This is a genomic window from Flagellimonas cixiensis (genome assembly GCF_042134615.1).
Lineage (GTDB): Bacteria > Bacteroidota > Bacteroidia > Flavobacteriales > Flavobacteriaceae > Flagellimonas > Flagellimonas cixiensis.
Window position 1 is genome coordinate 2,233,280 of the sequence record NZ_CP169639.1, and the last position, 25,625, is coordinate 2,258,904.

Sequence of the window (25,625 nt, forward strand, 5' to 3'; positions counted from 1 at the left end):
TTTTCACGAATTGGATTGCAATATTACTCTTTTATAAGCTAAACTGTCTTCTCCAAAATTTACAATTAATCCCAATTCTATTTTTGACGCTGCCAAGTAGTTTAAAGTTTGTTTTATATGACTATCACTGATTTTGGAGACCGCTTTAAGCTCCAAGATTATTTTGTCATCTATTAAATAGTCAGCATAATAATGATGCTTCAATTTCTCTCCTTTGTAATTGATATCAAACTTAGCTTCTTTCCGAAAAGGAACACCATTGGATTTTAGTTCAATTTCTAGAGCATCGCTGTAAACTGCTTCACTGAATCCTTTACCAAGTTGATTATGGATATCCATACATAATCCAATGACGAAGTAGGACTCGTTTTTATAAATGATTTGGGACATTTATTCGAGTAATTAGAAAAATTCGCGTCAAACAAGATAAGGTATTTTACAATACCAACTTCTTTGCACGGAACTCATCCTCTTCATCACTGGTAACGCCCAAAGCCTCGTAAATATATTGGAATGTTGAGAGCAATTCTGGTTTTCCATCCACTAAGGCTACATCGTGCTCAAAGTGCGCACTTGGTTTTCCATCTGCGGTTAAAATGGTCCAGCCGTCATTTAATTGTTTAATGCGTCTGGTCCCCATATTGATCATGGGCTCTATGGCTACAACCATTCCATTGACAAACTTTTTACCTCGACCACGTTTTCCATAGTTGGGCATTTGCGGGTCTTCGTGCAATTCTTTGCCTAAGCCATGACCCACCAACTCACGAACTACACCATACCCATGGTCTTCGCAGTATTTTTGAATGGCATAACCCACATCACCAACCCGGTTTCCTTCTTTGAACTCTCGAATACCGATGTACAAAGATTCCTTGGTCACGTGGAGTAATTTTTTGGTTTCTGCTGCTACTTCACCTACTTGAAAAGTATAGGCATGGTCCCCGTGGTACCCATTTTTAACTGCACCACAATCCACTGAAATCACATCTCCCTCTTTTAAAGGTTCATTATTTGGGATGCCGTGCACTACTTGTGCGTTGGGACTCCAGTTTAAGGTGTTGGGGAAGTCGTACATGCCCAAGAATCCGGGAACAGCACCCTGTTCCCGAATAAATTCTTCGGCCATTTTATCCAATTGTAAAGGATTGGCTCCTGGTTTTATTTCTTTTGCGAGCATGCCCAAAGTTTTGGATACTACCAAGGCACTTTCTCGCATCAATTCGATTTCTTCTGCTGTCTTTACGTGAATCATAGCCGCAAAGATAAATTGATTCTATGGATTTAGAGGTATGTTGCCTATACCAATGGTTTTTGGGTCATAAGTTCTGGTTGTGGAACACCTATCATTTTTAAAATAGTCGGTGCAATATCACCCAAAACTCCATCTTTTACCTCTTTTATGTCTTTGTCAACAATGATCAAAGGCACTGGGTTGGTGGTGTGGGCGGTATTCGGGCTACCATCCGGATTTACCATGGTATCACAATTTCCGTGGTCGGCTATTACGATAGTGGAGTAGCCATTTTCCAAACCTGTGGTAATCACATCTTTTGCGCATTCATCTACAGATTCGCAGGCTTTCACGGCAGCTTCCATAACACCGGTATGCCCTACCATATCTGGATTGGCAAAGTTGAGGCAGACAAAATCGGCTTCTCCTTTTTTCAATTCGGAAACAATGGCGTCCCTAATATCATAAGCACTCATTTCAGGCTGTAGGTCATAGGTGGCCACTTTAGGCGATGGACAAAGAATGCGTTGTTCCCCGTCAAAAGGTTCTTCACGTCCTCCATTGAAGAAAAAGGTAACGTGAGGATATTTCTCGGTCTCCGCAATACGAATTTGCTTTTTGCCATTTTTGGCCAAAGTTTCGCCAAGGGTATCTTTAATATTGTCCTTATCGTAAATTACCTTGATGCCTTTAAAAGACTCATCGTAATTCGTCATAGTCACATAATACAGGTCCATTTTGTGCATGTTTTGCTCATGGAAATCCTGTTGGTTCAACGCCTGGGTCAATTCTCGGCCTCTATCGGTTCTAAAGTTGAAGAAAACAACCACATCACCTTCCGAGATTTTAGCGAGGGGTTGGTTATTGTCATCGGTCAATACCAAAGGTTTGATAAACTCATCGGTTACCCCGTCATCATAACTTTTTTGCATGGCGGCGCCAATATCCTGAATTTTTTCCCCTTCTGAATTTACCATTACATTATAGGCCAATTTTACGCGCTCCCATCGTTTGTCACGGTCCATGGCATAGTAACGGCCAACAACAGTAGCTAGTTTAGTGCTTTTGTCGGCACAAAAGGAAGTCAAATCTTCCAAATAGGCTTTTCCACTTTTGGGGTCTACATCGCGTCCATCGGTAAAGGCATGCACATAAGCGTTTGCTACTCCGGCATCATCCGCAATTTTAATCAATGCTTTTAAATGATTGATGTGACTATGCACTCCACCATCACTTACCAAACCTAAAAAGTGTACTGGTTTATTATTGGCCTTGGCAAATTCAAGGGCGTCTTTTAATACTTTTTCATCTTTCAGGGTATCTTCTTGAACCGCTTTATTGATTTTTGCAAAATCTTGGTACACTATTCTACCGGCACCTAAATTCATGTGTCCTACCTCACTGTTTCCCATTTGTCCCTCAGGAAGTCCAACATTCATTCCGTCCGTGTGTAAATCAGCGTCGGGATATTTCGTATACAGTGAATCTATAAATGGGGTGTTTGCTTGTTCAATGGCCGAAACCTTTGGATCTGGAGATTTTCCCCAACCATCCAGAATCATTAGAATTACCTTTTTATTCATTGTGATAAATTGTATGTCAAAAATAAAATGATCTGATCGCACACCCTAGTTTTTGACTAGATTTCTCATTGCGAATTTGTTAATTATTCTCTTTAAAACCTGATATTTTGTTAAAGTTTGGTTATAATACTGTTAATCCTGTAACATATTGATTTTTAAAGAGTCTACTTTTATAACTAATATTCATTAATCAAAAAATCAAAACATCATGAAAAAAACAATCTTCACGGTGGCCATTGCATTACTTGTGGCCACAACTGGCATTTCTGCCAATGACCTCGGCTCCAATGCCATTCAACCGACTACCGAAAACGTTGCTCCTGAACTTAGTATTTTGTGCAAAGCCGTGATCCAAGGTGATGTGGATACGGTTAAAAAGCTCATTGAACTTGGAGAGGACGTAAATCAAAAATCATTGGGAAGAGCACCCATACATTATGCCTGCAGGTACAACAAAGTAGAGGTGCTAAAAGTTCTTATTGAAAATGGAGCTGACCTTAAAAAAAGATGTGACAAAGGTTTGACCGCTAAAAAATATGCTGAATTGTCGCATGCCGATGAAGCACTTGAAGTTTTAGAATCTGCTATGAAAAAATAGAGGGGTTTTATTCATCAAAAAAGCCCATCCAATGCGGATGGGCTTTTTCATTTCATTTACTTATGTAGTGTTCTTGCAAAAGAGTGTTTCTTTCGGCTTAGAATTCGAAACCTGTAAAAGCTCTGTACATAAATGCATATAATGCCAAAAACAGCATTACCGCACAAAAAACGGAGTACCCTTTTAATAAAAGTACCACAAAGCTAGGTTTACAATCGTCAAACGCCTCTAAATAGAGATCTTTAAAATGTACTAGTGTTCCCATGTGTTCTCTCTTTTAAATAGCAAAATGGGCTAAGAGAACGGTTGTAGGATTTGGGGTTGACTCAAAGGTAAGGATTTATTTGTGACTCAATTTTTTTATCGATGAAGTACAGATTCTATCGACCTGAATATTTTTGAATGGCCTCTTTAATGTGTTCTATCCTGTTTTCGGGATCGGGATGGGTGCTTTGAAACTCTGGAACACGATTTGGGCCTGCCGCTGCTTTTAATACCTTCATAACCTCAATCATTTCATACGGGTCGTATTTGCTTTGAATCATAAACAGCACCCCGAGTTCATCACTTTCCAGTTCATCATCCCTTCCATTGGTCAACAACGTATTTTGACCAATGCCTGCCACCAAACTGCCCATATCGCCACCAACAGAGGCTCCAGTGGCCAAAGTTTGCCAAAAACTACTTTCCGCAATACGTTCCGCAGAATGTCTACCGATCACATGCCCAATCTCATGACCTAAAACGCCTGCCAATTGGGATTCGTTCAATTGTGAAAAAAGGGCGTAGGTAATAAAAATCTGTCCTCCGGGAAGGGCAAAAGCATTGATGGTTTGGTCATCTGCCAACAAATGAAACTCATATCGGTAAGGGGTTTCGCGGGCAATACTGTTGTTCACCAACCGATTTCCAACGGCATCAACTAGAGATTGCATGCGTTCATCGGGGTAAAGTCCACCGTGTTGTTCCGCCATTTCAGGAGCACTTTGCAATCCAATGGCAATTTCATCAGCAGCTGTCATGTCAATATTTTGGGTTCTGCCCGTATATGGGTTTTCCTCTTGGTTGCTGCAACGGCGAACAAAGGCAAAGGCCACAATCGCCAAACCGATCAGGATGCGAATCCTCCAACTTCCTCTTCTCATGGTGGTAGTGTTCTAGTAAGTTGAAGTTACAAAAAAAGACTTATAATAATTCTGGGTTGATGTCCAAAATATTGTCTTGCACATAGGTTCGAACAAAACCTGTGGTAAAGTGTTCGGCACCCAAAATATCCTCTTTTTGAAGCAACTTCAAAACATTGAGTCTTCGGTAATCGGTTAACATTGGAATGGAAATAGGGGCATAGCTATAATGCCAAGGTTCGTACTTAAAACCTCTTCGTCTAGGATTGTCGTCGTAAACCAAATAAAATCCGTAATCTTTTGAGTTGATATCCATCCATAATTTTAGTTCATCATAAGGTCCACCTACCTCAAACTTTTCTTCGACCAGAACATCGCCTTCCACTTTTTTGTTGCCATCGATGATATCAATATCGGTGCCCCAATGGTGCCTGCTGGTTCCTGGAATAGTGGAGTATTCTATGATTTTGTCGATTGCATCAATCGGCTCCATGTTATCGGTTTGGGTGTATTGCGTATACTTGCGTTCCCAAATGCTCTTTTGACGGTAAAAATCCCTGAAGCTAGAAGCGATTTTAATATTGATACCGTCTTCGGCCGCAGCACTTTTCATTTCCAAAAAGGACTCGTAAGCTTCTTTTCTTAGATTGATTCCCTCACCAAACAATTCAACATTGGCTTTGCCCATCAGTTCCTCGGTGGAGTATTCCGCGACATCCCCAAACGTTAAAATTGGAGGTATTCCAAGGGCAAGACTGGATGCTGATGTTGTTTTTAAGAACGTCCTTCTTTTCATTGATTCGGATTTTTGACCAATTTAAGAAGTATTTTTTAGTAAAAGGAGCAGCTAGGTATTTTGGATTAATTATCCAAGAACAAAAAACCAGTGTATTCCAGTTCTAGGTCGAAAAGTGATGCTGTGTAAAAATATACTCCTTCGGGCAATCCTTTTTCCTGACCTAAAACCAAAGTGCCCGTATTGGCCACGCCTCTAAATTGGTTGGTGTAGTTCACTTGTTCAAACACTTTTTGTCCGTAACGGTTAAAAATGCGCACCACATTATTGGGCGATTCTTCAAGTCCATCGATAACCAGGGCATCGTTGATACCATCGCCGTTAGGACTCATAAAATAGTTGCCCAAGGTGGGATTGTTCACGGCAAAAGTATCCGTTGGCAGGGGAGTGGTGCCAAAAGTAATGGCAGCATAGTCGCTTGGCACAAATGTTTCTGAGGTAACAAAACCTTGGTTAATATCTCCGCTCTGGCCTGCATTGCCAATAATGACCCATTGATTGCTGGATTTGCTCCATCCGACCACAATAATAGACTCAAAGGTGGCATTGGGAATGGATACCAAGTCACTGCGACCATCCCAACTTATCGTAACTTGGGCGGGGACATCGCTTTGAACAATCCAAAACTCCCTGTCCGAAACCGTACCAATATCAGCAACTTTATTGTTGGTATTAAACTGACTGGAAATGGATATTGGGTTAGATGGATTTTCAAAAAAATAGGCGCAAGTTGCCAGAGATGCTATTTCCTCTCCATGTAAAGTTAAGGGTCTGAGATAAATATAATCTCCAACGGGAAAACTAAAAACATTTTGGTTGGTCACTGCCGCAACTCCCGTAACTTTAGAAACATCACTATCGCCAGTATAAAAACTCTGGTCCAAAAAATTTAAATAGATAGAGCTATTGGTAGCGGGCGTATCTACATTACCATAAATAAAATTTACGTTGTTCCGTACCATAACAGGCAATTGCAACAACAAATACTCGCTCATCACAATTTCTAAATCCCATAATGTGGGTGGTATGTTTCCTGAAACCTCAAGAACATCAAATCCATAAAATCCAAGCAAGCCGTTCGATTGGTCAAAGTTGGCATCATTGATAAAATCGGTGTGCAGGCCAATATTGGCATTATTGTGCACCTGAAAATTACCACTGTTGTACAATGCCGTTTGCGCCACAGCTATGCTGGTGGTAAAAAAGAGTGCTATGGGAATGAGGGTTTTCATTTTTAGGGATTCACAACAATGTATTGCCAGTTGGCATCGGTTAGGGTTGGTGCTGCTCCACCAGTAAACTCATAAATCTTTACCGAAAAATCACCATTATTTTGAGAAGCTAATTGAATTATAATAGGGTCACCAGATGGATTTTCCTCTACGGTTAATTGAATAATCGAAGTTGTGGTTATTGCTACATCTGTAATTGTGTATTCCCCTATGCTTGTGCTTGTTCCTGCAGCAACTTGCCCTGATAAAATAATTTCTTCTGTAATGGCATCTACATATCCTTTTGTTGCGGCATCGGTCGCTGCTGTGGGTGTTCCCAGTCCTGTTATTGTCGTTCCATTGGCATTGTTTCCATCAGCAAGCACTTCCTCGATGTTCTGGATTTCGTTTGTAATGTCTGAATCTGCATCACGGATGTCAATGGTGGCACTTGTTCCATCGGTAATGGTTAATTCTACGCTTTGGTTTGGAGTTCCACCTGCACCGATTCCAAGGTCTTGGTCGTCTGTTCCATCAAGTGCATCTACATATCCTTTTGTTGCGGCATCGGTCGCTGCTGTGGGTGTTCCCAGTCCTGTTATTGTCGTTCCATTGGCATTGTTTCCATCAGCAAGCACTTCCTCGATGTTCTGGATTTCGTTTGTAATGTCTGAATCTGCATCACGGATGTCAATGGTGGCACTTGTTCCATCGGTAATGGTTAATTCTACACTTTGGTTTGGAGTTCCACCTGCACCGATTCCAAGGTCTTGGTCGTCTGTTCCATCAAGTGCATCTACATATCCTTTTGTTGCGGCATCGGTCGCTGCTGTGGGTGTTCCCAGTCCTGTTATTGTCGTTCCATTGGCATTGTTTCCATCAGCAAGCACTTCCTCGATGTTCTGGATTTCGTTTGTAATGTCTGAATCTGCATCACGGATGTCAATGGTGGCACTTGTTCCATCGGTAATGGTTAATTCTACACTTTGGTTTGGAGTTCCACCTGCACCGATTCCAAGGTCTTGGTCGTCTGTTCCATCAAGTGCATCTACATATCCTTTTGTTGCGGCATCGGTCGCTGCTGTGGGTGTTCCCAGTCCTGTTATTGTCGTTCCATTGGCATTGTTTCCATCAGCAAGCACTTCCTCGATGTTCTGGATTTCATTGTTATCATCCGTATCATCATCTAAAGCTTCAGAATTTGCAATCGCAGTATTTAAAGTTTGTAAGTTTACAGCATCCGTATCAAAGGTTGGATTTTCAAGATTGTTGATTTGAAGATTACCCATTGAAACATTGGTCAAGGGCTCTGCAAATCCACTTAATGGAATACTTTCTTTATCTAGTTTTATTTCGGTAACAGCACCATCTTCTAATTCATCAGTGTTTATTCCTTTTTCCTTGACATCCAAAGTATATGGGTCGTCCTCAGTACCTTCACCATTTCTTGTTAAAGAGCCATTTAAGGTGGCGTTAACAACTTCATTGCCTATAATGCCATCATTTTCAATAATTTCAAGTTCGGATGAATTTGTAATTGTCCAGGCATTTCCTTTCCAAACAAACAAGTCATTTTCTAAAACACCATCTTCTAATTTAGTAGTGGTAATTGATCTATTTTGAAGTTTTATACCTGTAATGGAACTATTCACTATTTTATCACCATTTACGGTTCTGTCAATAATATTGGCCCCTGTGATTTGCCCTACCTCAAAGTTGTAGTTCACACTGTCATCAAGATTGGTGCTGGTAGTGATCACCACTGTGCTATCACGGGCATTGGGATTCAATGCACCTAAATAATCCGCTCGTGTACTTACCGTAAACGAATTGTCCAATTCTTCACAAATATTCACCCAGCCGGTGCCATTAAAATAATGGATGCACTCCTCATCCGTATTGTACACCAATGCACCGCGCAAGGGATTAATGGTGTTCATTTGGGCATTGGTGACCCTAGTGATCACCAAAACACGGTTGCTGCTTTCCAATTCCAAAATGGAGGCGGCATTTAAATTCTGGGGATTATTACCTATTTTAACTTGGGCACTTAAGGTGTTGATCATGAGAAGACCAATGATCGTATAGAAGATTGAAGTTTTCACGCATTTGTTGTTTGAGGTTCTCCCAACGGGACCCACAAAGCTAAACTTATGTTTTAAATATGATCATAAATCCCGTCAAAACACGAAATTCCAAGGTGAATGGATTTGGGATTCGGTATATTTGTAGGAGCATAATTAACAAAAGTTTACGGTATCTAACTTTTATATTTCGATGCCAAAGATTTACTTTATCCCAAGCTAAACACTTAAAAATGAAAAATACATTCTTGATAGTATTCGCCTTGTTGGTATCGGGCTGGTCCTTGGCACAAGACTCACGACAAATGCTAAGGGGCAAGGTGATGTACATGAGCTCCAATGTGCCCAACGAGAATGTAATCAACTCTACCAGTGGCGATGCCACTATTACCGATGATAACGGGGAGTTTATCATTGCCGTTAAGGAAGGTGACCAATTGGTGTTCACGGCGGTCAATTATCAACTTGAAATCGTGACCATAACCCCTGAGATCTTGACCAATAACCGTTTGGTGGTGGAAGTGAATGAAAAGGTGCGAGAGCTTGATGAAGTAGTGGTAACCCCAGACAACCAAGAGCGTTTTTTACAGGTTCAGAACGAAGAATTTAAGGAGTTCACCTACGATATCGACCGAGGAACCGAAGTGGAGAATATTGCAGAATCACGCACGGTAAGAGGGATGCAAGACGGATTGAATTTTGTGAATATTTTCAAGGCACTTTTTAAAAGTCAGAAAGTGGAGGGCCAAGAAAGACCTCCTTTAAAGGTGAGCGAAGTGCTACGCCATGTATACGATGATGAATTTTTTGTGGCCGATCTTCGTTTGCCACAAGATAAAATAGATGCATTTTTATTGTATTGTGACGATAAAATTCCTTCACAAACAATACTGAAAAAAGAAAATGAGTTTCAACTTATTGATTTTCTAGTAACCCAGAGCAAGGAATATTTGGCAACCTTGGAAGAGTAATGAGAAAAATCAACCTTGCTTTTTTTCTGTTTGCGGCTCATTTTTTAGTGGCGCAAAATGATGAAAAGTTACTTCAAGGGAGGGTGACCAGTGTGGATAAGGACGTTGTTGGGGTCGTGGTGCAAAACACGACCACACAGCAAGCCGTAATTACCGATTTGGAAGGAAATTTCAATATCAATGTTCGAGTCAACGATACTTTGGTCTTTTCTGCGGTGCATTTTTTAAAGAAAACCCTTCCTGTTTCAGAAGCATTGTACAATACCAGTTTTATAGAGGTTCCGCTTCAAGAATTTGTAAATCAACTTAAGGAAGTAGTGGTGAGCCCTTATAATTTGTCGGGCGATTTGACCCAGGATGTAAATCGGGTGAATTCGGGCGGCGTTGTTACTGCTGAATCTTTGGGACTGCCCAATGCGAAACAACGGATAGTAACGCAAAGTGAGCGAAAATTACAACAAGCCACTGCAGGTAAATTTAATGTTGGGATGATATTGAGTCCACCCTTAGACCCTATCATCAATGCGATAACAGGTCGAACCAAAATGCTCAAGAATAGAGTGAAGGTCGACAAAACCTATGCGACAACCCAAAGGATTCAGAACTCCTATGCCGATTCCGTTTTTGTGACCACCTTGAAGATTCCAGCAGAGAAAATAGAAGATTTTATGTATTTCTGCGAGGTGGATGAGAATTTTCAATCAGCTATACGCTCCCAAGACAAATTGAGAATTTGGGGTGTGATGGTAGAAAAAAGTAGGGCCTATCGTGAAAATAATGGATTGGATTAGGAGTCAGGAGTCTGATATCTAGTATCTGAAATCTGACATTTAAATTAGTTTGGCAAGTAAATTGCACAAACTTTGTTAAAACTGTAACATTGTAGCACCTATAAAGTCTAATAGCGTATGTTGAAGAGAAAAAATGCAAAATGGCTCTTGCTGCCGATGGCAATGCTATTGTTTCTATCCTTTACCAACCTGCACAAATTTTATGTGAGTGTCACCAATATGGTGTACTCTCAAAAAGACGAGGCCTTTCAGATAACCAGTCGTATTTTTATTGATGATCTAGATGATCTTTTGGAAGAACGATATGGCATCAAAGCTAATTTGGCCACTCCCGAAGAATCCAAGATTGCAGTAGATTACATCGAGAAATATTTCAACACCAAATTTGTCATCGAAATCAATGGCGAACCCGTTTCCTATACCTTTTTGGGCAAAAAGTACGATACCGATGTGGTGATATGTTATTTGGAAATCCCCAACATCAAATTACCCGAAGTGAAGACCTTGACCGTGCAGAACGAAATTCTGACCGACATGTTCGACGAACAGAAGAATTTGGTGCATGTTAAATGGGACGGAAACAAAAAAAGTTTTGTGTTGATCAAGAGCAACAATAAAGGAATGTTAAACTTATAACCTATTTCTTACAGTTAAGTTAAAAAATATTATTTTTCACGCTTACTAAAACTCAGATAAAAAATGAACAAAGTCAAGTATTACGTAGCTTCCGTAATGTTTCTTTTCGGTGCCGTGCTTATGGCGCAAGAAGAGGGCGAAGTAAAAAAGGAACGGGAGCCCGGTCATTACAACCAAAGTAAATTTAAACAATTGTACGAGGAGTTTTCCACTCCCAATACCTACAGGTCTGCTTCAGGGGCGCCAGGTCCCGATTACTACCAACAGCAGGCCGATTATGTAATGGACATTCAATTGGATGATAAAAATGCCAAAATCCATGGAGAGGAAACCATTACTTATTACAACAACTCCCCCGATGATCTTGAGTTTCTTTGGATTCAATTGGACCAAAATGTGCGTGCTAAGGATTCCAAGTCTCCATTGAGAAATGGAAACGGAGTGAATATTGCATACACTGCTGGAAACTTTACGGAAACTTATATCAGTGAGCCTTTCGATGGAGGATTTAACATTGAATCGGTTACCGATGCCAGTGGCAAGCCATTGTCATATACCATCAACCAAACCATGATGCGTCTCAACATTCCAGAGCCATTAAAAAGTGGAGATAAAGTATCTTTTTCCATAAAATGGTGGTACAATATTCCTGATCACACCGTTAACAGGGCCCGTTCAGGATACGAGTATTTCCCGGAAGATGGCAACCGTGCCTATGTGATCGCACAGTTTTTCCCAAGAATGGCCGTATATAGCGATGTGGAAGGATGGCAAAACCATCAGTTCTGGGGTAGCGGGGAGTTCGCCCTTACCTTTGGTAACTACGATGTAAGCATCACTGTACCGGCAGACCACGTATTGGATGCTACTGGAGAATTGCAAAACCGTGATGAGGTATTCTCCAAAGAAATGATGAAGCGTTACAAAGCCGCTAAAAAGTCGTACGACAAGCCAGTGATCATTGTAACCCAAGAAGAAGCAGAAGCCGCTGAAAAAGGTTTCGCTACCGATACCAAAACATGGAAGTTCAAAGCGACCAATGTTCGTGACTATGCGTTTGCTTCCTCCAGAAAATTTATCTGGGACATGCAGGCCGTTAAAGTGGGGTCCAAAGACGTTATGGCCGTATCCCTTTATCCAAAGGAAGGTAACCCACTTTGGGAAGAATTGTCGACAAAAGCAGTGGCCCAGACTTTAGAGACCTATTCAAAGCACACTTTTGACTACCCATACCACAAGGCGATTTCCGTGCATGCGAAAAATCAAGGTATGGAATACCCAATGATCTGCTGGAACTATGGCCGTCCTAATGAAGATGGTACCTACTCCGATAGAACCAAATACGGAATGATCAGTGTGATCATCCACGAAGTAGGACACAACTTCTTCCCAATGATCGTGAACTCAGATGAGCGTCAGTGGGGATGGATGGATGAAGGTTTGGATACCTTTATGCAATACTTGGCAGAGCAAGCCTTTGGAGAAAACAATCCTTCCGTGATTGCTCCAAATGAAAAATATCCTTCAAGAAGAGGGGATGCAGCAAAGATCGTTCCTTATATGGCCGGTGATCAAAGCTATATCTCGCCAATCATGTCCAACCCAGAAAACGTGTATCAACTAGGGCCAAACGCCTATGCAAAGCCAGCTACCGCCTTGAACATTTTGAGAGAAACAGTGATGGGCAAGGAGTTGTTCGACCACGCCTTTAAAACCTATGCACAACGTTGGATGTTCAAACACCCAACCCCTGAAGATTTCTTCCGTACCATGGAAGATGCATCAGCAGTGGATTTGGATTGGTACTGGAGAGGATGGTTCTACACGACCGATTATGTGGATATAGGCGTGAAGGACGTTAAAAAATATTACGTGACCAACAAGCCTACTGCCGAAATGAAAAAATACATGGCAGATAGAAACCTTACTGAAGCCGACCTACCACCATTGGTATACTTGGCCGAAGAGGACAGCGAGGATTTTGAAGCTGATCTTAAAGGAAAGTCTCCATCGGAAACCTCACAAAACTTGAAAGAGTTTATGATGGACAACATGACAGAAGCTGAAAGAGCACAGGTTAAAGAACCAAAATTCTTCTACGAAATCACTTTCGACAAACCAGGAGGAATTCCAATGCCTTTGATCGTAGAGTATACCTATGCCGATGGAACTACCGAGAACGTTACTTATCCACCAGAAATTTGGAGAAAGAACGATGCTGAAGTGAAAAGAGTTATTTCATCAGAAAAAGAATTGGTGGGCATCGTGGTTGATCCTAAATTGGAGACTGCCGATATCGACACCACAAACAATTCTTGGCCTAAGAAAGAAGAGAAATCAGACTTTGATCAGTTTAAGGATAACATCAAAGGAGAATAATAATAAAAACAGTGTTAAAGAGCCTCGTGATTTCACGGGGCTTTTTTTATTTTGCTACCAAGTTCTGATTATATTTGTTCTATGTATTTTCTATTCATTAGCGGAGCGGAGATTTTTTTCATCCTATTTATAGTGGTGATGGTGTTTGGTGCGGATAAGATTCCGGGAATAGCCAAAGGTTTGGGTAAAGGTATGCGCCAACTTAAGGACGCAACAGACGATATTAAGCGCGAAATCCAAAAAAGTGCTGATGTGGATACCGATTTCACCAAAGATATCCGAAAGGAGATCAGTGATGTGAAAAAGAACATGGACGAAGTGACCGGCTCCATTAAGCGAGATCTTAATAAATAATAATTCCAATGCTGGAAAAGTTGCTCAAATGGGATAGGGATACTTTTGTATACCTTAATGGTTTGGGCATTGAGAAGTACGATACGTTTTGGTCCACAGTGACCAACATCACAACATGGATTCCGCTTTTTGTACTCTTTTTGTTTTTATTCTACTTCAAATTTTCCAAGAAAGAAGCTCTTTATAAATTTTTGACGGTTGTGGGATTGGTCGTCTTTATCACGGCAATTACCCATTGGACCAAGATTTCCGTGGCCCGTTTGCGCCCCAACAATACCGAAGAGATCAATACACTAATCCGTATTTTAAAAAGCCCAACGGATTATAGCTTTTTCTCTGGGCATGCCTCCAGTTCATTTTCCATTACCGTGCTCGTGTATCTTTTCCTAAAGGAAAAAGTAAAATGGAGCCTGTTGTTTTTTATCTGGCCCATTTTGTTTGCCATGAGCAGAATTTATGTAGGAGTGCATTTTCCGATTGACATTATAGTGGGGGCAATGGTCGGAATTTTATCAGGATTGTTGTTCTACTGGTTGTACCAAAAATTTATAGCACCCGGCTTAGGGTTAAGCCATCCCTAATAGGAAGCAATACCGTTTCCACTCGAGGGTCTTTGCTTATTTTTTCGTTGTAGGCAAGCAATGCTGCCGTGGCTTTATCCGATTTTTCCAAAGGCTCTACTACTTTTCCGGACCATAACACATTATCCGAAAGAATCACACTGCCCCGTTTTGTTTTTTGGATCACCGCCTCAAAATATGCATCATAATTCACCTTTTGTGCATCGATAAAAACCAAATCAAAAGTGAAATCCAAGGTGGGAATCACTTCCAGGGCATCACCCGTATGTTGCACAATTTGATGCCCAAAATCACTTTTATCAAAATATTTGCGCTGTAACTGGTGCAGTTCCTCGTTCACTTCAATGGTGTGGAGTTCTCCTTCTTTTTGAAGCCCTTCGGCCAAACAAAGCGCCGAATACCCGGTGTAGGTACCAATTTCCAAAATATATTTGGGCGAAATCAGCTTGGACAGCATACTCAATACCCGACCCTGAAAATGTCCCGTGATCATTCTGGGTTGTACCACCTTTAGGTGGGTTTCACGAGTGAGTTCCGTAAGCAGGGAGGGTTCCGCTTGTGAATTATCGGCTATGTAATTTTCCAATAAGGTAGAAAGGAAATGCATGCGTAAATTTTCGCAAAAATATAGAAAAGAACTACATTGTCTTGCTCATTAACCAACTGAATCTTATGGAAACTCCCAAAATCCAAGTCAGACGTGCCAATGTGCACGACCTACCCATCTTACTGCAATACGAACAAGGTGTGATAAAGGCAGAACGACCATTTGACCCTACCATACAAAAAGATCCGATTAACTATTACGACCTAAAAGCCTTGGTGCAAGATGAAGAATCTTGTGTGGTAGTTGCAGAAGTGAATGGCCAAGTGGTGGCTTCTGGATTTGCCTTAGTGAAAAAAGCACGCCATTATTTGGATCATGAAGATTATGCCTACCTCGGTTTTATGTTTACCGAAAATGGCTTTCGGGGTCAGGGCATCAATGCCAAAATCATTGACTTTTTAAAAGATTGGGCGGTACAAAATGGTCTTAAAGAAATCCGGTTGACGGTGTATTGCGATAATGTACCCGCTATCAAAGCCTATGAAAAAGTAGGTTTTAAAAAGCATATGGTCGAGATGCGATTGGAATAATTTCTTTGCTTCACAATAGGGTTACAAATCGTATTTTTGAAACAAAATACATTAGTATGACTTTTCAACACACGCTCGAGTTTGCAAAGCAACTAGATGCCCAAGATAAACTGTCCCAATACCGTAACGAATTTCATTTTCCGCAAGTCAACGGAAAAGATGTGATTTACTTTACCGGAAATTCACTTGGACTTCAGCCTAAACGCACTCAAAAGTACGTGGATGAGGTGATGAAAGATTGGCGGGAATTGGCTGTGGAAGGACATTTTTATGCGGAAAAACCTTGGTGGGATTACCATGAGCGATTGGCCGAAGGTCTCGGTAGGGTAGTAGGGGCAAAACCCGAAGAAATTACGGTGATGAATACCTTGACGGTCAACCTCCATTTGTTGATGGTTTCCTTTTATCGCCCAACCGAAAAACGTTTTAAGATCATCTGTGAAGAAAAAGCATTTCCTTCCGATCAGTACATGTTGCAAAGTCAAGTTCGTTTTCATGGTCTTGACCCTTCCGAGGCCATTGTTGAGGTTAAAAAAAGAGAGGGTGAGCATGCTTGGCATACCGAGGACATTCTTCAAAAAATCGAAGAGGTGGGAGATGAATTGGCCTTGGTGCTCATGGGAGGCGTTAACTATTACAACGGTCAAGTGTTGGACATGGAAGCCATTACCAAAGCAGGAAAAGCCACAGGTGCTTTTGTGGGATGGGATTTGGCCCATGGTGTAGGTAATGTTGAATTAAAACTTCACGACTGGGGAGCCGATTTTGCCGCTTGGTGCAGTTATAAATATATGAACAGTGGCCCAGGAAACGCATCGGGGGTTTTTATCCATAAAGAACATTTGGGAAAGGAAGACATTCCTCGTTTTGAAGGTTGGTGGGGTACCAAAAAAGAGACTCGCTTTTTAATGAAACCAGAATTTGACCCCACCGAAACAGCAGATGCTTGGCAGTTGAGCAATCCACCTATTTTGTCCATTGCGCCTTATTTGGCCTCTTTGGAGATTTTTAATGAAGTGGGCATGCAAGCCATAATTGAAAAGCGAGATAAGATTGTGGCCTATTTGGAGTTTGTACTTCACGAAATAGATAAAGAAGTGGACAGCACCTTTGAAATTATAACCCCAGAGGCAAGAGGATGTCAACTTTCGGTCTTTTTGCATGGTGAAGGACGTTCACTTTTCGATTACCTAATGAAAAGCGGAGTTATTACAGATTGGAGAGAGCCCAATGTAATTCGATTGGCCCCGGCACCCTTATATTGCTCATTTGAGGATATGTACAACTTCGGTCAAATTTTGAAGCAAGGTATCCTCAATAAATAACCACACCCTTATTTTTCAATGAAATCACTCTTGCTTATTCTCTCCAATCCAAGGTATTTTGCACCCTCTTGGATATTTACCAGTGTAAATATTTGGTTTGGAACCTGGGCCATTTATATTCCAACAGTTAAGGAAAGGCTGGGAATTGATAAGGCAGATTTGGGTATTGCCCTCTTTTGTTTGTCGTTGGGTGTTTTTACCATTTTTCCGATGGCCTCCAAAATCATCAATAAAATTGGAGTAGGCAGGGCATCTTGGATTGGTGTAATGTTTGTTTCGGTTGCCGCCATGCTGCCACTTATGGCACCCAATTATTTAATGTTGATGGGTGGGCTCTACCTTTTTGGGGCGGGAACGGGTTTCACTGATATTGCAATCAATACCTTGGTCACGGAGATTGAAAAAGAAGATAAAATCAACTTTATGTCAGCGGCCCATGGCTTTTTTAGCTTGGGAGGCATTTTAGTGGGATTGGGGAGTTTGCTGATACCTGTAATTGGTAATCCGGTATTGCACATGGGCATTACCGTGGTTTTGGTGTTTGTGATCAATCTGTATTTTAGGAAGCATTACATCAATGTGGTGGCCGCCCCTGTTGAAAAAGAGCCGTTTAGTTTGAAGCTGTTCAGACCGTTACTATTATTGGGGATTATTGGGTTTGTTTCGTACGGAAGTGAAGGCGCAATTGTCGACTGGAGTGCCCTTTACCTCAAAGAAATGACCAAGGCTCCAGAAATGTTGATAGGTGCTGGATTTTTAGCATTTTCCACTACCATGACCTTAGGACGTTTTTTAGGTGATGGCATTAGTGCCAAGATTGGCCCTATTAAAATTGTGGGGCTAGGTGCCCTTATTGCTGCGCTGGGTTTTGTTTTGGTGCTGTCCCAGAACACTATAATCTCCATTGTGGGATTTGCATTGAATGGACTTGGTTTTTCGGTGATCGTACCTGAATTATTCCGAATAGGAGGCAATGTCAAGGGAGTAGATTCTTCACAAGGAGTTGCCTTTATAGCTGGTTCGGGCTATATTGGATTTTTGCTGGGACCTGTTATCCTAGGGTTTATTGCAGAAAGTGCCTCCCTGAATTATAGTTTTGTTCTATTGATGTGCTTGACGCTTTTGGTTTTTGGGATTACTTTTTTCTTGAATAGAAGAGGAAAATAAGCGTGGAGAACCATGAGTTACCCCAGTTCATTGGGTATCACCATTCAAATATTTTAAACCATCATATATCGCCTTTAAAGGAACAGACCTGTGGTTTTCGGTTTCATAATACTGTATAGAAACAGTATTACCCCCTTCCATTCTTTCTCTTAAAAGTGAATACAAGGTATCATGCCTTTTTTTATTGCGCTCGTAATTAGCCTCACCTTGATTGGCGGTGGCGATAAATAATTTTTTATTCAACGATGTAGACGGAACGGAGTCCACTTTGTTTTTTATTGTTTCCTCATCCCACCAAATACTGGGGTCTATGGCCAAGTAAGCATCAAAAATGTTGTTTTCATCCATGTATGCATTTAAAGTAAGAAGCCCACCTAAAGAGTGTCCAATGAGTGTTCTGGACTTTTTTGTTCTATAATTTGTATCAAGATAGGGCAGTAACTCTTTTTGGATGAAACCTAAAAACTTTTTTCCACCGCCCATGGTGTTCGGGCGTTTGGTCTTTAGTTTGGTCACCGTAAAATCCCGTTCACGGTCCACGTTTTCAACGGCAACGATTATACTTTTTGGCATTAAATGATTTCGATTGCTATCCGAGCTCATAAATTGAACCGCCCCGGCCGTAGTTTTGAAAAAAACATTCCCATCCAGTAAAATGATTACGGGATATTTTTCATCTTTTTCGGATACCTCAAAGTAGGTTTCGGGTAGACTTATCAGACAGGTTCGGGTTTCTCCTAAAATTTTTGAGTTGATGACAAATTGGTCTTCTTCTTTTTTTGATAGGTTGTCAGGCTTAGGTTGATTGCAGGCTATTTGAAGACTTCCTAAAAGGATATGAACAGTAAAAATCAAAAGATTTTTCATGACTTTTAATTACTCAAAAAGTTAGCTTTTTTCGAGATATGTTATCAATTTCAGTAAGGTCTTTTCATTGGCTGGAATAAAATAATTCATCAATTCCAGGTATTTAGGCGTGTTTTTATAGCCAATTCCGAAGGATTTGATATTTGTATACCCATTTTCCAAAGGATTAAAATAAATGACATTATAGAAATCTTTGGCATCGTCCCTCATGAATTCTGGAAAATTATCAGTGATCTCTGCTTGAAGGGTCAGCAATCTTTTTGGGACATAATTTATAATATGGGTCGTGATAGTGGTGCTATCTCCAATTTGTCCCTTTTCATTGTAATTTGTTTTTATAAACCCACCAACCTTTAAGTTGACTTCCGCAAGTGGGACAGCCCAATTTTCCCAACCATTTTTAGTGGTGTAGGCGTTCCAAACAGAATCTATGGATGCTTTAACGGTTAATTCTTGAATTAAGACTAATTCAGGAGTTTTGGACGAGTCAATTGTTGAAATAACTCTTTTTTCCTGTGCATTTGTGATGGATACAAAAAAGACTGATAAAAGAAGGAATATTATTTTTTTCATACCAGCTATTTATTTTTTTCGTTTGCGGGTCATGGTAAGGAATACTTGAGCATCACCCCAAATACATTCGTATTTGGATGAACTTCTTTTACTAGGTTAACCCAAAATTGAATGCTCTAATAAATTAAGTTGGCTAACAAAGTTTATTCCATGCTTACCGAAAGCCCAGTAAAGTACAAATTGGTGCCACCTTCGGGTCGGTTGTGCTGTTTCGCAATTTGTAAGCCTTCCATTGCCACATAATCTTCCCAAGTGGATACCAAATTAGGTTCTTCTTGGTTGGATTTTCGATAGGCCCATTCACGAATGATGTAATCATCCTTAAAATAAAAATCATAGGCGTCTCCAGGGGTATAACCACCTTCATTGGCATATACAATGGTGAGTTTTTGCATGGGGTCACCGCTAATGGGTGCCTTTATACCCGTTGTATGTTCAAAGGTGTAGTTTTTGGAGTCCCACATCAAATTAAATGGGGCCATCAACCAGTATCGGTCATTAATAAATCCACCATTGGTTTTTAGTGCGATACTGTCCATGTTGTTTCGGTTGTACACTAAAGTGTCAGGTCCTGAAATGGCAGTGACATCGTTGGTTTTTGGAGCCCATTTCCAGCTACGCTCAAAATGCATGGAATCTCTATCTACATTAAAGGTAAAGGTAATCTCTTCAACATTTTTCCAATTTTCAAACCCGTGGGCCTCTGCAATCAGTTCAGGAATGCTTTTCTGTGGGGTCGGGGCTTGGGTTTCTTCTGTTTTTTTGGGTTCGGATTTACAGGCTGTAAACAATAAAATGGCAAATAGTAATGGTTGGTATAAGGGCTTCATGTCTGGTTTTTAATCAAATATACCATGAAAATATGTTACTTTTGCCCCCCATTTGGAAAAAATCCGGATAAAAAATAACCCAACTCAGTGACTTTTTTAAAACATCTGTTTCTAATACTTATAAGTAACCCCGACAAAAAGTTTTTGGAAACGGAAGATCTTTATGCCCATCTTTCTGATGAGGAATTGGTGAAACAGATTGTTGACTCCAACGATCCATTGTTGTTTGGTAAATTATACGATCGTTATGCCAAAATGGTGTACAACAAATGTTATGGGTTTGCAAAATCCGACGACGAAGCTGAAGATTTAACACAGGATGTGTTCTTGCAGCTATTTATTAAACTTAGAACCTTCAAGGGGAAATCCAAGTTCTCCACTTGGCTCTATTCCTTTACCTATAATTTCTGCGTTAACTATATCAACCGTAATAAACAACGAAAAATGAACGACCAATCCGTTCAGGTTGATGATTCAGAATACAAACTGACCGAGGAAGTTCCGGACCAAAGCTTGTACCAAATGAAAACGGACAAGCTACAAAAATCATTGGAACTTATATCGGCAGAAGACAAATCTATTTTATTGCTGAAATACCAAGATGGAGCCAGCATAAAAGATTTGGTCAACTTGATGGATATCGGTGAAAGTGCTGCAAAAATGCGTTTGAAACGAGCTAAGGAAAGATTAGTGGAAATCTATAACACCCTAGATTAGATGGCAAAGCAACACAAAAACCCGTTTAAAGAGTTGGAAGCCTCGCTAAAGGAAGTTCCTCCTCACATGAAGAAAAAGGTGATGAACGACATTGCGGCCGCAAAGTTGATCATGGATATGGCCTCTTTGTTTTCCACCAATCTTGGTAGCGCCCTTCGCAAACTTTTCAAAACTATGGGCGACGATTAAATTCAAACAGAACACTATAAATAAACAACAACTATGGAAACAATCAACAATTGGAAAGAGGTTACCCTCGACTCACTTTCCGGAATGGGTAAGGAAATAGCAAAGGTTTTCCCAAAAATACTTGGGGCCATTGTGGTGCTCATTGTTGGGTGGCTATTCATTAAACTGGTGCTATTCTTATTGGGGAAAATCCTAAAATTGGCCAAAGTCGATATGCTCAACGATAAAATCAACGGCATGGAAATGGCAGGCAAGGGAGATTTTAGCATTGATGTAATTAAAATTATTTTGGGCTTTGTAAAATGGCTACTGGTTTTGGCCTTTTTGATTGTGGCCGCCGATATTTTGAACTGGACCATTATTTCGGTGGAAATAGGTAACCTCTTGCATTACCTGCCTCGCTTCTTTAGTGCATTGGTGCTATTGATGATTGGTTTTTACATTGGCAACTTTGTAAAAAACACGGTAAAAAGGGTGTTTGATTCGTTTGAGTTTGGCGGTTCCAATTTGGTGAGCAACCTTTTATTTTATGTGATTGTCATTTTTATGTCCATTACGGCCCTTAACCAAGCAGGTGTGGACACCACGATTATTACCAACAATATCACCTTGGTGCTGGGCTCTTTTCTTTTGGCTTTTTCATTGGGGATCGGATTGGGCAGTAGAGAAGTGGTTGCTGATATTTTAAAATCATTTTATACCCGAAAAACCTATGCTGTAGGCGATAAAATTGTGATCGGTGAAAATGAAGGAGTCATTGAAGCCATTGAAAACAACAGTCTTACCCTTTTGACCGAAACAGGAAAATTCGTGATTCCAATCAAGGACGTAGTGTCGCAAAAAGTAGAGATAAAATCGCAATCGCGCTAATGTGATGAACATGTAGCCAAACTTCCTTGGAATTTGATTATTTTTGAAGCTTACAACAAGTACGATAATGAGTTCAAAAAAAGGAAAAGTTCAGGAATTGATTCAGGAAAAGTTACTGGAAGAACGTAAAGTGTTTTTATGGGGGCAGGTAGATGATGATTCTGCCAAGCATGTCATCGATAGATTACTTTATTTAGATCTTCAGAACCATGATGAAATTCAACTGATCATTAATAGCCCTGGGGGTTATGTAACCTCTGGCTTTGCGATTTATGATACTATCAAGCAAATAAAAAGTCCGGTTTCAACGGTATGTTCCGGTTTGGCAGCCTCAATGGGTTCCATTCTTTTATCCGTGGGTGAAAAGGGAAGAAGATTTATTCAGCCTCATGCCCGTGTAATGATTCACCAGCCTAGTGGTGGTGCAAGGGGGCAAGCTTCCAATATCGAGATTCAGGCTAAGGAAATTATCAAGACCAAGGAATTGGGCGCCAAAATTTTAGCTGAAAATTGCGGTCAATCCTTTGAAAAAGTCATGAAAGATTTTGATCGTGATTATTGGATGGGTGCCGAGGAATCCGTGGAATATGGGATTGTGGACGGTATCTTGGAATAATCCTAATACCTATAAAAAAGTGAAAAGTCCTTCGCAATGTATTGTGAAGGACTTTTTATATATAGACGCCGTAGCGGAATATTTATACTATATACGACAAGTTGGGTGTCACTAGATTTTAAGGATTTGTTAAAATTAAAAGGAGTCAGGGTTTTTAATGATTTCTTTTGCTCTTTCAGTAAGGGCATTGAGTTCTTGCGGATCTTTTTTGTCCAACAAGCGAAGCATCATGCCCATTCTTGGGTTGTCTTCAAAATGAGGCCGCTTCTCTTTTAGAAAATTCCAATACAGTGCATTGAAAGGGCAGGCTTTGTCCCCAATTTTTTTAGAATGACTGTAATGGCAGTTTTTACAATAGTTGCCCATCTTATTTATATAATTGGCACTGCTCACATAAGGTTTGGTCGCAACAAGTCCACCATCAGCATATTGACTCATGCCTCTCGTGTTTGTGATTTCTACCCATTCCAAAGCATCAATATAAACCCCTAAATACCAAGCATCCACTGCATCGGGGTGGGCTTGGGCAAGCAGGGCAAAATTACCGATGACCATCAATCGTTGAATGTGGTGCGCATAGGCGTCGTCCAAGCTTTGTTCGATGGACTTTTTTAAACAGTTCATTTTTGTGTTTCCATCCCAGAAAAAATTAGGGAGTGGATTGTGGTTTTCCAAACAGTTCAATTTGGAGTAGGAAGGCATTTCTTTCCAATAAATGCCTCGCATGTACTCACGCCACCCCAAAATTTGCCTTACAAATCCTTCCACCTGAGAAATGTCAATAGTATCCTTTTGTGTACGGAAATGGTTCAGTACGGTATCAATAACTTCTTTGGGAGAAATTAATTTGCTGTTCATGGCAAATGACAATCTGGAATGAAACAGAAATTTTTCATTGGTATGCAATGCATCTTGATAGTCGCCGAAATGTGGCAATAAATTTTTGCAAAAAAAGGTGAGCAATTCTTGACTTTCTTTCCGAGTAGTGGGCCAGTTGAAATTTTTAGGGTCAATAGTACCGAAGGTGGTGACTTCGGCCTCTTCGATTTCCGCAATAAGTGCTGAAACATCCTTTTTAAAATTCAATTCCTTAGGAATTTTTGGTTCACCATCCCATTTTTTTCGATTGCTTTGGTCAAAATTCCATTGACCGCCTTCGGGTTGATCACCAACCATCATGATGTTGTGTTTTTTGCGCATCATGCGATAGAAACTTTCCATCAATAACTGTTTTTTGCCTTTAAAAAATTGGTTCAGTTCATCTCGAGAGGTGTAAAAATGTTCCGAGTCAAATACTTCTGTTGGAATTGATAATTGTTGGGAAATGCCTTTCAGTTGTTGATCCAAGCGATATTCATCGGGTAGTTGAAATTCAAACCTTTCAATTTCATGCTTTTGGATGAGCTGTTGAATGATTTCAGGTAGGTTTTGAGGATTTTTTTCATCTGAAATTTTATAATATTCTACGATATGTCCTTTTTGTTTAAGGAAGTCTTCAAAGTTCCGCATCGCCAAGAAAAAACCGACCACTTTTTGAATATGATGTTTAACATAGTCTGTTTCTTGTCGCATTTCAGCCATTACATAAATAACTTCCGCGTCCACATTTTTAAACCAACTATGGTTGCTATTGAGCTGATCGCCCAAGATCAATCTTAAAATTTTCATACGCTTGGAATAACGTAGGTTGTAGCCAAAGTTTTTGGAATCTCTTATTTGGATCGTACATTTCGGCCTGTCTTTGGGTATTGAATGTTCTGTTTCTAGGGTCGTTTCCAACACCACTGTTGTACATCCAATTGCCCCAATTGCTGTGCACATCATAATCAATGAGCAAGGATTCAAAATAGGAAGCCCCAACTCTCCAATCTTGGTGGAGTTGTTTCGACCAATAACTGGCCACATTTTGTCGTCCCCTATTGCTCATCCAACCTGTTTGTTTAAGTTCGAGCATGTTGGCGTTCACAAAGTCATCTGGAGTATTTCCATTGATCCAATCCAATGTTTTGGAATTGTTTGTTTCCCACTCGTATTTGCGATTCAAAATACCCCTTAGATAAAAAATTTTGTTTCCATATTTAAGGGAGATGTACTTAAAATAATCGCGCCAAATCAATTCAAAAATGAGCCAATACGTGTCTTGGTTTTTGGTGACCTCTTTTTCAAATTGTTTTACTTCCCAATAAATGGTGCGGGCAGAAATCGAACCATTGGCAAGCCACGCCGAAAGTTTGGAGCTGTAATCTTTGCCAAGCAATCCATTTCGGGTTCGTTTGTAATATGCAAGTTGTTCGGTTTCCCAAAAGTACTCCTGAATCCGTTTTTCGGCCTCAGGTTCGCCACCATGAAAAGGAAAAGCGGATCGATGGTCAGGGTTGAAATCTGCCAGCCCCAAATCTTTTAAACTTGGAAGAAAAGTAGGGTCTTCTACCATGTTCTGTTTAGGTTTGGGAGGAGGAATTGGGACTATAGGTCGAACTTGTACATGCGCCTCACACTTTTTTCTAAACGTTGTGAATACATTCGGTATATGGGAAAATGAAGCATAAGGAATATCATCTGGATGAAATAAAAATTGATCAAAGAAGGAGACAAAAGAGCATGTTTTGGGTGCATGAGTTTTCACCTTATGAATTATCGCCATTTCCTCCGTGGTCCATTCTTCTTGAAAATAAACCGTTTCAATGTTAAAAGTCTCAATCAATTCTGGGATTTTGTCCTCAGGTTTTGTTTGGAAGGTCAATAAAGAAATGTTGAGTTTGGCTAAGTTTTGCTTAAGTGCCAAAACACTTTCAATCAGAAACTTTGCCCTAAACCGCTCCGTTTTTTTAAAGCCGAATGCGTTGGTTTCAAAGTGTCTAGGGTCAAAAAAGTACACCGCAATTACGTTTTCAGCGTTACATGCTGCTTGCAAAACTTGGTTGTCCTTTACCCGTAAATTATTTCCAAACCAAACTAAATGGGTCGCCATGGCGTTATTTGTTTCTTCTAC

At 40.4% G+C, this 25,625-nt stretch carries 28 protein-coding genes; 14 read left to right on the forward strand and 14 right to left on the reverse strand.

Going from position 1 to position 25,625, the window contains the following annotated elements:
* Positions 1-3: 3 nt before the first annotated feature.
* Genes ABT310_RS09915 through gpmI form a run of 3 tightly spaced genes read right to left on the reverse strand, consistent with a single transcriptional unit; the run spans position 4 to position 2,817 of the window.
* The gene (locus ABT310_RS09915) at positions 4-390 is read right to left on the reverse strand and encodes a GxxExxY protein (RefSeq protein ID WP_375323745.1); all 387 of its coding nucleotides are present in this window, start codon (positions 388-390) and stop codon (positions 4-6) included.
* Positions 391-436: 46 nt separating this feature from the next.
* Positions 437-1,255 (reverse strand): type I methionyl aminopeptidase, encoded by an 819-nt coding sequence (gene map / locus ABT310_RS09920; protein WP_375323746.1) that lies wholly within the window; start codon positions 1,253-1,255, stop codon positions 437-439.
* A gap of 44 nt (positions 1,256-1,299) precedes the next feature.
* On the reverse strand, positions 1,300-2,817 hold the full coding sequence (gene gpmI / locus ABT310_RS09925) for a 2,3-bisphosphoglycerate-independent phosphoglycerate mutase (RefSeq protein ID WP_375323747.1): 1,518 nt from the start codon (positions 2,815-2,817) through the stop codon (positions 1,300-1,302).
* A 208-nt stretch (positions 2,818-3,025) separates the two neighbouring features.
* On the opposite strand from gpmI, the gene ABT310_RS09930 reads away from it, so the two are divergent.
* Complete coding sequence (locus tag ABT310_RS09930) at positions 3,026-3,415, forward strand: ankyrin repeat domain-containing protein (protein ID WP_375323748.1); 390 nt, start codon at positions 3,026-3,028, stop codon at positions 3,413-3,415.
* 97 nt (positions 3,416-3,512) lie between these two features.
* Here ABT310_RS09930 and ABT310_RS09935 read toward each other — a convergent pair whose 3' ends face one another.
* From ABT310_RS09935 to ABT310_RS09955, 5 genes are all read right to left on the reverse strand, one after another.
* Positions 3,513-3,680 carry a DUF6747 family protein gene (locus ABT310_RS09935; protein ID WP_375323749.1) on the reverse strand — a complete coding sequence of 56 codons (168 nt, stop codon included), beginning with the start codon at positions 3,678-3,680 and terminating at the stop codon, positions 3,513-3,515.
* Positions 3,681-3,795: 115 nt separating this feature from the next.
* Positions 3,796-4,560: a M48 family metalloprotease gene (locus ABT310_RS09940; protein WP_375323750.1), complete on the reverse strand. Its 765-nt coding sequence runs from the start codon at positions 4,558-4,560 to the stop codon at positions 3,796-3,798.
* Between the two features lie 40 nt (positions 4,561-4,600).
* Positions 4,601-5,335, reverse strand: coding sequence for a M15 family metallopeptidase (locus tag ABT310_RS09945; protein WP_375323751.1), 735 nt, complete (start codon positions 5,333-5,335; stop codon positions 4,601-4,603).
* Positions 5,336-5,400: 65 nt separating this feature from the next.
* Positions 5,401-6,567, reverse strand: a complete 1,167-nt coding sequence (locus ABT310_RS09950) for a gliding motility-associated C-terminal domain-containing protein (RefSeq protein ID WP_375323752.1) — start codon at positions 6,565-6,567, stop codon at positions 5,401-5,403.
* Between the two features lie 2 nt (positions 6,568-6,569).
* Positions 6,570-8,651 (reverse strand): hypothetical protein, encoded by a 2,082-nt coding sequence (locus ABT310_RS09955; protein ID WP_375323753.1) that lies wholly within the window; start codon positions 8,649-8,651, stop codon positions 6,570-6,572.
* Positions 8,652-8,863: 212 nt separating this feature from the next.
* Here ABT310_RS09955 and ABT310_RS09960 point away from each other — a divergent pair, with 212 nt between their 5' ends.
* The 6 genes from ABT310_RS09960 to ABT310_RS09985 all read left to right on the forward strand — a co-directional run bounded on the left by ABT310_RS09960 (position 8,864) and on the right by ABT310_RS09985 (position 14,342).
* Positions 8,864-9,601 (forward strand): hypothetical protein, encoded by a 738-nt coding sequence (locus ABT310_RS09960; RefSeq protein ID WP_375323754.1) that lies wholly within the window; start codon positions 8,864-8,866, stop codon positions 9,599-9,601.
* Positions 9,601-10,392: a hypothetical protein gene (locus tag ABT310_RS09965; protein WP_375323755.1), complete on the forward strand. Its 792-nt coding sequence runs from the start codon at positions 9,601-9,603 to the stop codon at positions 10,390-10,392. Before ABT310_RS09960 ends, ABT310_RS09965 begins: the two co-directional genes overlap by 1 nt.
* 117 nt (positions 10,393-10,509) lie before the next feature.
* Positions 10,510-11,028: a DUF6702 family protein gene (locus ABT310_RS09970; RefSeq protein WP_375323756.1), complete on the forward strand. Its 519-nt coding sequence runs from the start codon at positions 10,510-10,512 to the stop codon at positions 11,026-11,028.
* 63 nt (positions 11,029-11,091) lie between these two features.
* Entirely contained in the window at positions 11,092-13,407 is a 2,316-nt protein-coding gene (locus ABT310_RS09975; RefSeq protein ID WP_375323757.1) for a M1 family metallopeptidase, read from the forward strand.
* Positions 13,408-13,488: 81 nt separating this feature from the next.
* A complete protein-coding gene (locus ABT310_RS09980) occupies positions 13,489-13,761 on the forward strand; it encodes a twin-arginine translocase TatA/TatE family subunit (protein WP_375323758.1) in 273 nt (90 codons plus the stop codon).
* An 8-nt stretch (positions 13,762-13,769) separates the two neighbouring features.
* Complete coding sequence (locus ABT310_RS09985; RefSeq protein WP_375323759.1) at positions 13,770-14,342, forward strand: phosphatase PAP2 family protein; 573 nt, start codon at positions 13,770-13,772, stop codon at positions 14,340-14,342.
* Here the strand turns inward: ABT310_RS09985 and ABT310_RS09990 are convergent.
* The gene (locus tag ABT310_RS09990) at positions 14,308-14,949 is read right to left on the reverse strand and encodes an O-methyltransferase (RefSeq protein WP_375323760.1); all 642 of its coding nucleotides are present in this window, start codon (positions 14,947-14,949) and stop codon (positions 14,308-14,310) included. The two genes, ABT310_RS09985 and ABT310_RS09990, sit on opposite strands and share 35 nt — an antisense overlap.
* A 65-nt stretch (positions 14,950-15,014) precedes the next feature.
* Here ABT310_RS09990 and ABT310_RS09995 point away from each other — a divergent pair, with 65 nt between their 5' ends.
* The 3 genes from ABT310_RS09995 to ABT310_RS10005 are packed head-to-tail and all read left to right on the forward strand — an operon-like array spanning position 15,015 to position 17,971.
* Positions 15,015-15,479, forward strand: coding sequence for a GNAT family N-acetyltransferase (locus ABT310_RS09995; protein ID WP_375323761.1), 465 nt, complete (start codon positions 15,015-15,017; stop codon positions 15,477-15,479).
* 56 nt (positions 15,480-15,535) lie between these two features.
* Positions 15,536-16,804: a kynureninase gene (gene kynU / locus ABT310_RS10000; RefSeq protein WP_375323762.1), complete on the forward strand. Its 1,269-nt coding sequence runs from the start codon at positions 15,536-15,538 to the stop codon at positions 16,802-16,804.
* Positions 16,805-16,822: 18 nt separating this feature from the next.
* Positions 16,823-17,971: an MFS transporter gene (locus ABT310_RS10005; protein WP_375323763.1), complete on the forward strand. Its 1,149-nt coding sequence runs from the start codon at positions 16,823-16,825 to the stop codon at positions 17,969-17,971.
* Between the two features lie 27 nt (positions 17,972-17,998).
* On the opposite strand, the gene ABT310_RS10010 is transcribed toward ABT310_RS10005, so the two are convergent.
* From ABT310_RS10010 to ABT310_RS10020, 3 genes are all read right to left on the reverse strand, one after another.
* The gene (locus ABT310_RS10010; RefSeq protein ID WP_375323764.1) at positions 17,999-18,838 is read right to left on the reverse strand and encodes an alpha/beta hydrolase; all 840 of its coding nucleotides are present in this window, start codon (positions 18,836-18,838) and stop codon (positions 17,999-18,001) included.
* Positions 18,839-18,859: 21 nt separating this feature from the next.
* Positions 18,860-19,411: an SRPBCC domain-containing protein gene (locus ABT310_RS10015; protein WP_375323765.1), complete on the reverse strand. Its 552-nt coding sequence runs from the start codon at positions 19,409-19,411 to the stop codon at positions 18,860-18,862.
* Between the two features lie 143 nt (positions 19,412-19,554).
* Positions 19,555-20,241, reverse strand: a complete 687-nt coding sequence (locus tag ABT310_RS10020; protein WP_375323766.1) for a hypothetical protein — start codon at positions 20,239-20,241, stop codon at positions 19,555-19,557.
* Positions 20,242-20,385: 144 nt separating this feature from the next.
* On the opposite strand from ABT310_RS10020, the gene ABT310_RS10025 reads away from it, so the two are divergent.
* The 4 genes from ABT310_RS10025 (at position 20,386) to ABT310_RS10040 (ending at position 22,633) form a co-directional block, all read left to right on the forward strand.
* The gene (locus ABT310_RS10025) at positions 20,386-20,958 is read left to right on the forward strand and encodes an RNA polymerase sigma factor (RefSeq protein WP_375323767.1); all 573 of its coding nucleotides are present in this window, start codon (positions 20,386-20,388) and stop codon (positions 20,956-20,958) included.
* The gene (locus ABT310_RS10030; RefSeq protein ID WP_375323768.1) at positions 20,959-21,147 is read left to right on the forward strand and encodes a hypothetical protein; all 189 of its coding nucleotides are present in this window, start codon (positions 20,959-20,961) and stop codon (positions 21,145-21,147) included. It abuts the gene before it with no gap.
* 33 nt (positions 21,148-21,180) lie between these two features.
* A complete protein-coding gene (locus ABT310_RS10035) occupies positions 21,181-22,017 on the forward strand; it encodes a hypothetical protein (protein WP_375323769.1) in 837 nt (278 codons plus the stop codon).
* A 67-nt stretch (positions 22,018-22,084) separates the two neighbouring features.
* Positions 22,085-22,633 carry a ClpP family protease gene (locus ABT310_RS10040; protein ID WP_375323770.1) on the forward strand — a complete coding sequence of 183 codons (549 nt, stop codon included), beginning with the start codon at positions 22,085-22,087 and terminating at the stop codon, positions 22,631-22,633.
* Positions 22,634-22,768: 135 nt separating this feature from the next.
* Here ABT310_RS10040 and ABT310_RS10045 read toward each other — a convergent pair whose 3' ends face one another.
* The gene (locus ABT310_RS10045) at positions 22,769-24,301 is read right to left on the reverse strand and encodes a cryptochrome/photolyase family protein (protein WP_375323771.1); all 1,533 of its coding nucleotides are present in this window, start codon (positions 24,299-24,301) and stop codon (positions 22,769-22,771) included.
* Complete coding sequence (locus tag ABT310_RS10050) at positions 24,261-25,604, reverse strand: DASH family cryptochrome (protein WP_375323772.1); 1,344 nt, start codon at positions 25,602-25,604, stop codon at positions 24,261-24,263. The genes ABT310_RS10045 and ABT310_RS10050 overlap by 41 nt, the downstream gene beginning before the upstream one ends.
* Positions 25,605-25,625 lie beyond the last annotated feature (21 nt).

Excerpts from the sequence above, each read along its gene's own strand:
- ABT310_RS09985 (WP_375323759.1), top strand. The coding sequence starts at position 13,770 with ATGCTGGAAAAGTTGCTCAAATGGGATAGGGATACTTTTGTATACCTT.
- map (WP_375323746.1), bottom strand. The coding sequence starts at position 1,255 with ATGATTCACGTAAAGACAGCAGAAGAAATCGAATTGATGCGAGAAAGT.
- ABT310_RS09975 (WP_375323757.1), top strand. The coding sequence starts at position 11,092 with ATGAACAAAGTCAAGTATTACGTAGCTTCCGTAATGTTTCTTTTCGGT.
- ABT310_RS09935 (WP_375323749.1), bottom strand. The coding sequence starts at position 3,680 with ATGGGAACACTAGTACATTTTAAAGATCTCTATTTAGAGGCGTTTGAC.
- ABT310_RS09995 (WP_375323761.1), top strand. The coding sequence starts at position 15,015 with ATGGAAACTCCCAAAATCCAAGTCAGACGTGCCAATGTGCACGACCTA.
- ABT310_RS09930 (WP_375323748.1), top strand. The coding sequence starts at position 3,026 with ATGAAAAAAACAATCTTCACGGTGGCCATTGCATTACTTGTGGCCACA.
- ABT310_RS09945 (WP_375323751.1), bottom strand. The coding sequence starts at position 5,335 with ATGAAAAGAAGGACGTTCTTAAAAACAACATCAGCATCCAGTCTTGCC.
- ABT310_RS10040 (WP_375323770.1), top strand. The coding sequence starts at position 22,085 with ATGAGTTCAAAAAAAGGAAAAGTTCAGGAATTGATTCAGGAAAAGTTA.
- ABT310_RS09970 (WP_375323756.1), top strand. The coding sequence starts at position 10,510 with ATGTTGAAGAGAAAAAATGCAAAATGGCTCTTGCTGCCGATGGCAATG.
- gpmI (WP_375323747.1), bottom strand. The coding sequence starts at position 2,817 with ATGAATAAAAAGGTAATTCTAATGATTCTGGATGGTTGGGGAAAATCT.
- ABT310_RS10005 (WP_375323763.1), top strand. The coding sequence starts at position 16,823 with ATGAAATCACTCTTGCTTATTCTCTCCAATCCAAGGTATTTTGCACCC.
- ABT310_RS10020 (WP_375323766.1), bottom strand. The coding sequence starts at position 20,241 with ATGAAGCCCTTATACCAACCATTACTATTTGCCATTTTATTGTTTACA.
- ABT310_RS10045 (WP_375323771.1), bottom strand. The coding sequence starts at position 24,301 with ATGAAAATTTTAAGATTGATCTTGGGCGATCAGCTCAATAGCAACCAT.
- ABT310_RS10010 (WP_375323764.1), bottom strand. The coding sequence starts at position 18,838 with ATGAAAAATCTTTTGATTTTTACTGTTCATATCCTTTTAGGAAGTCTT.
- ABT310_RS09940 (WP_375323750.1), bottom strand. The coding sequence starts at position 4,560 with ATGAGAAGAGGAAGTTGGAGGATTCGCATCCTGATCGGTTTGGCGATT.
- ABT310_RS10015 (WP_375323765.1), bottom strand. The coding sequence starts at position 19,411 with ATGAAAAAAATAATATTCCTTCTTTTATCAGTCTTTTTTGTATCCATC.
- ABT310_RS10050 (WP_375323772.1), bottom strand. The coding sequence starts at position 25,604 with ATGGCGACCCATTTAGTTTGGTTTGGAAATAATTTACGGGTAAAGGAC.
- ABT310_RS10030 (WP_375323768.1), top strand. The coding sequence starts at position 20,959 with ATGGCAAAGCAACACAAAAACCCGTTTAAAGAGTTGGAAGCCTCGCTA.
- ABT310_RS09965 (WP_375323755.1), top strand. The coding sequence starts at position 9,601 with ATGAGAAAAATCAACCTTGCTTTTTTTCTGTTTGCGGCTCATTTTTTA.
- ABT310_RS09990 (WP_375323760.1), bottom strand. The coding sequence starts at position 14,949 with ATGCATTTCCTTTCTACCTTATTGGAAAATTACATAGCCGATAATTCA.
- ABT310_RS09980 (WP_375323758.1), top strand. The coding sequence starts at position 13,489 with ATGTATTTTCTATTCATTAGCGGAGCGGAGATTTTTTTCATCCTATTT.
- kynU (WP_375323762.1), top strand. The coding sequence starts at position 15,536 with ATGACTTTTCAACACACGCTCGAGTTTGCAAAGCAACTAGATGCCCAA.
- ABT310_RS09960 (WP_375323754.1), top strand. The coding sequence starts at position 8,864 with ATGAAAAATACATTCTTGATAGTATTCGCCTTGTTGGTATCGGGCTGG.
- ABT310_RS09915 (WP_375323745.1), bottom strand. The coding sequence starts at position 390 with ATGTCCCAAATCATTTATAAAAACGAGTCCTACTTCGTCATTGGATTA.
- ABT310_RS10035 (WP_375323769.1), top strand. The coding sequence starts at position 21,181 with ATGGAAACAATCAACAATTGGAAAGAGGTTACCCTCGACTCACTTTCC.
- ABT310_RS09950 (WP_375323752.1), bottom strand. The coding sequence starts at position 6,567 with ATGAAAACCCTCATTCCCATAGCACTCTTTTTTACCACCAGCATAGCT.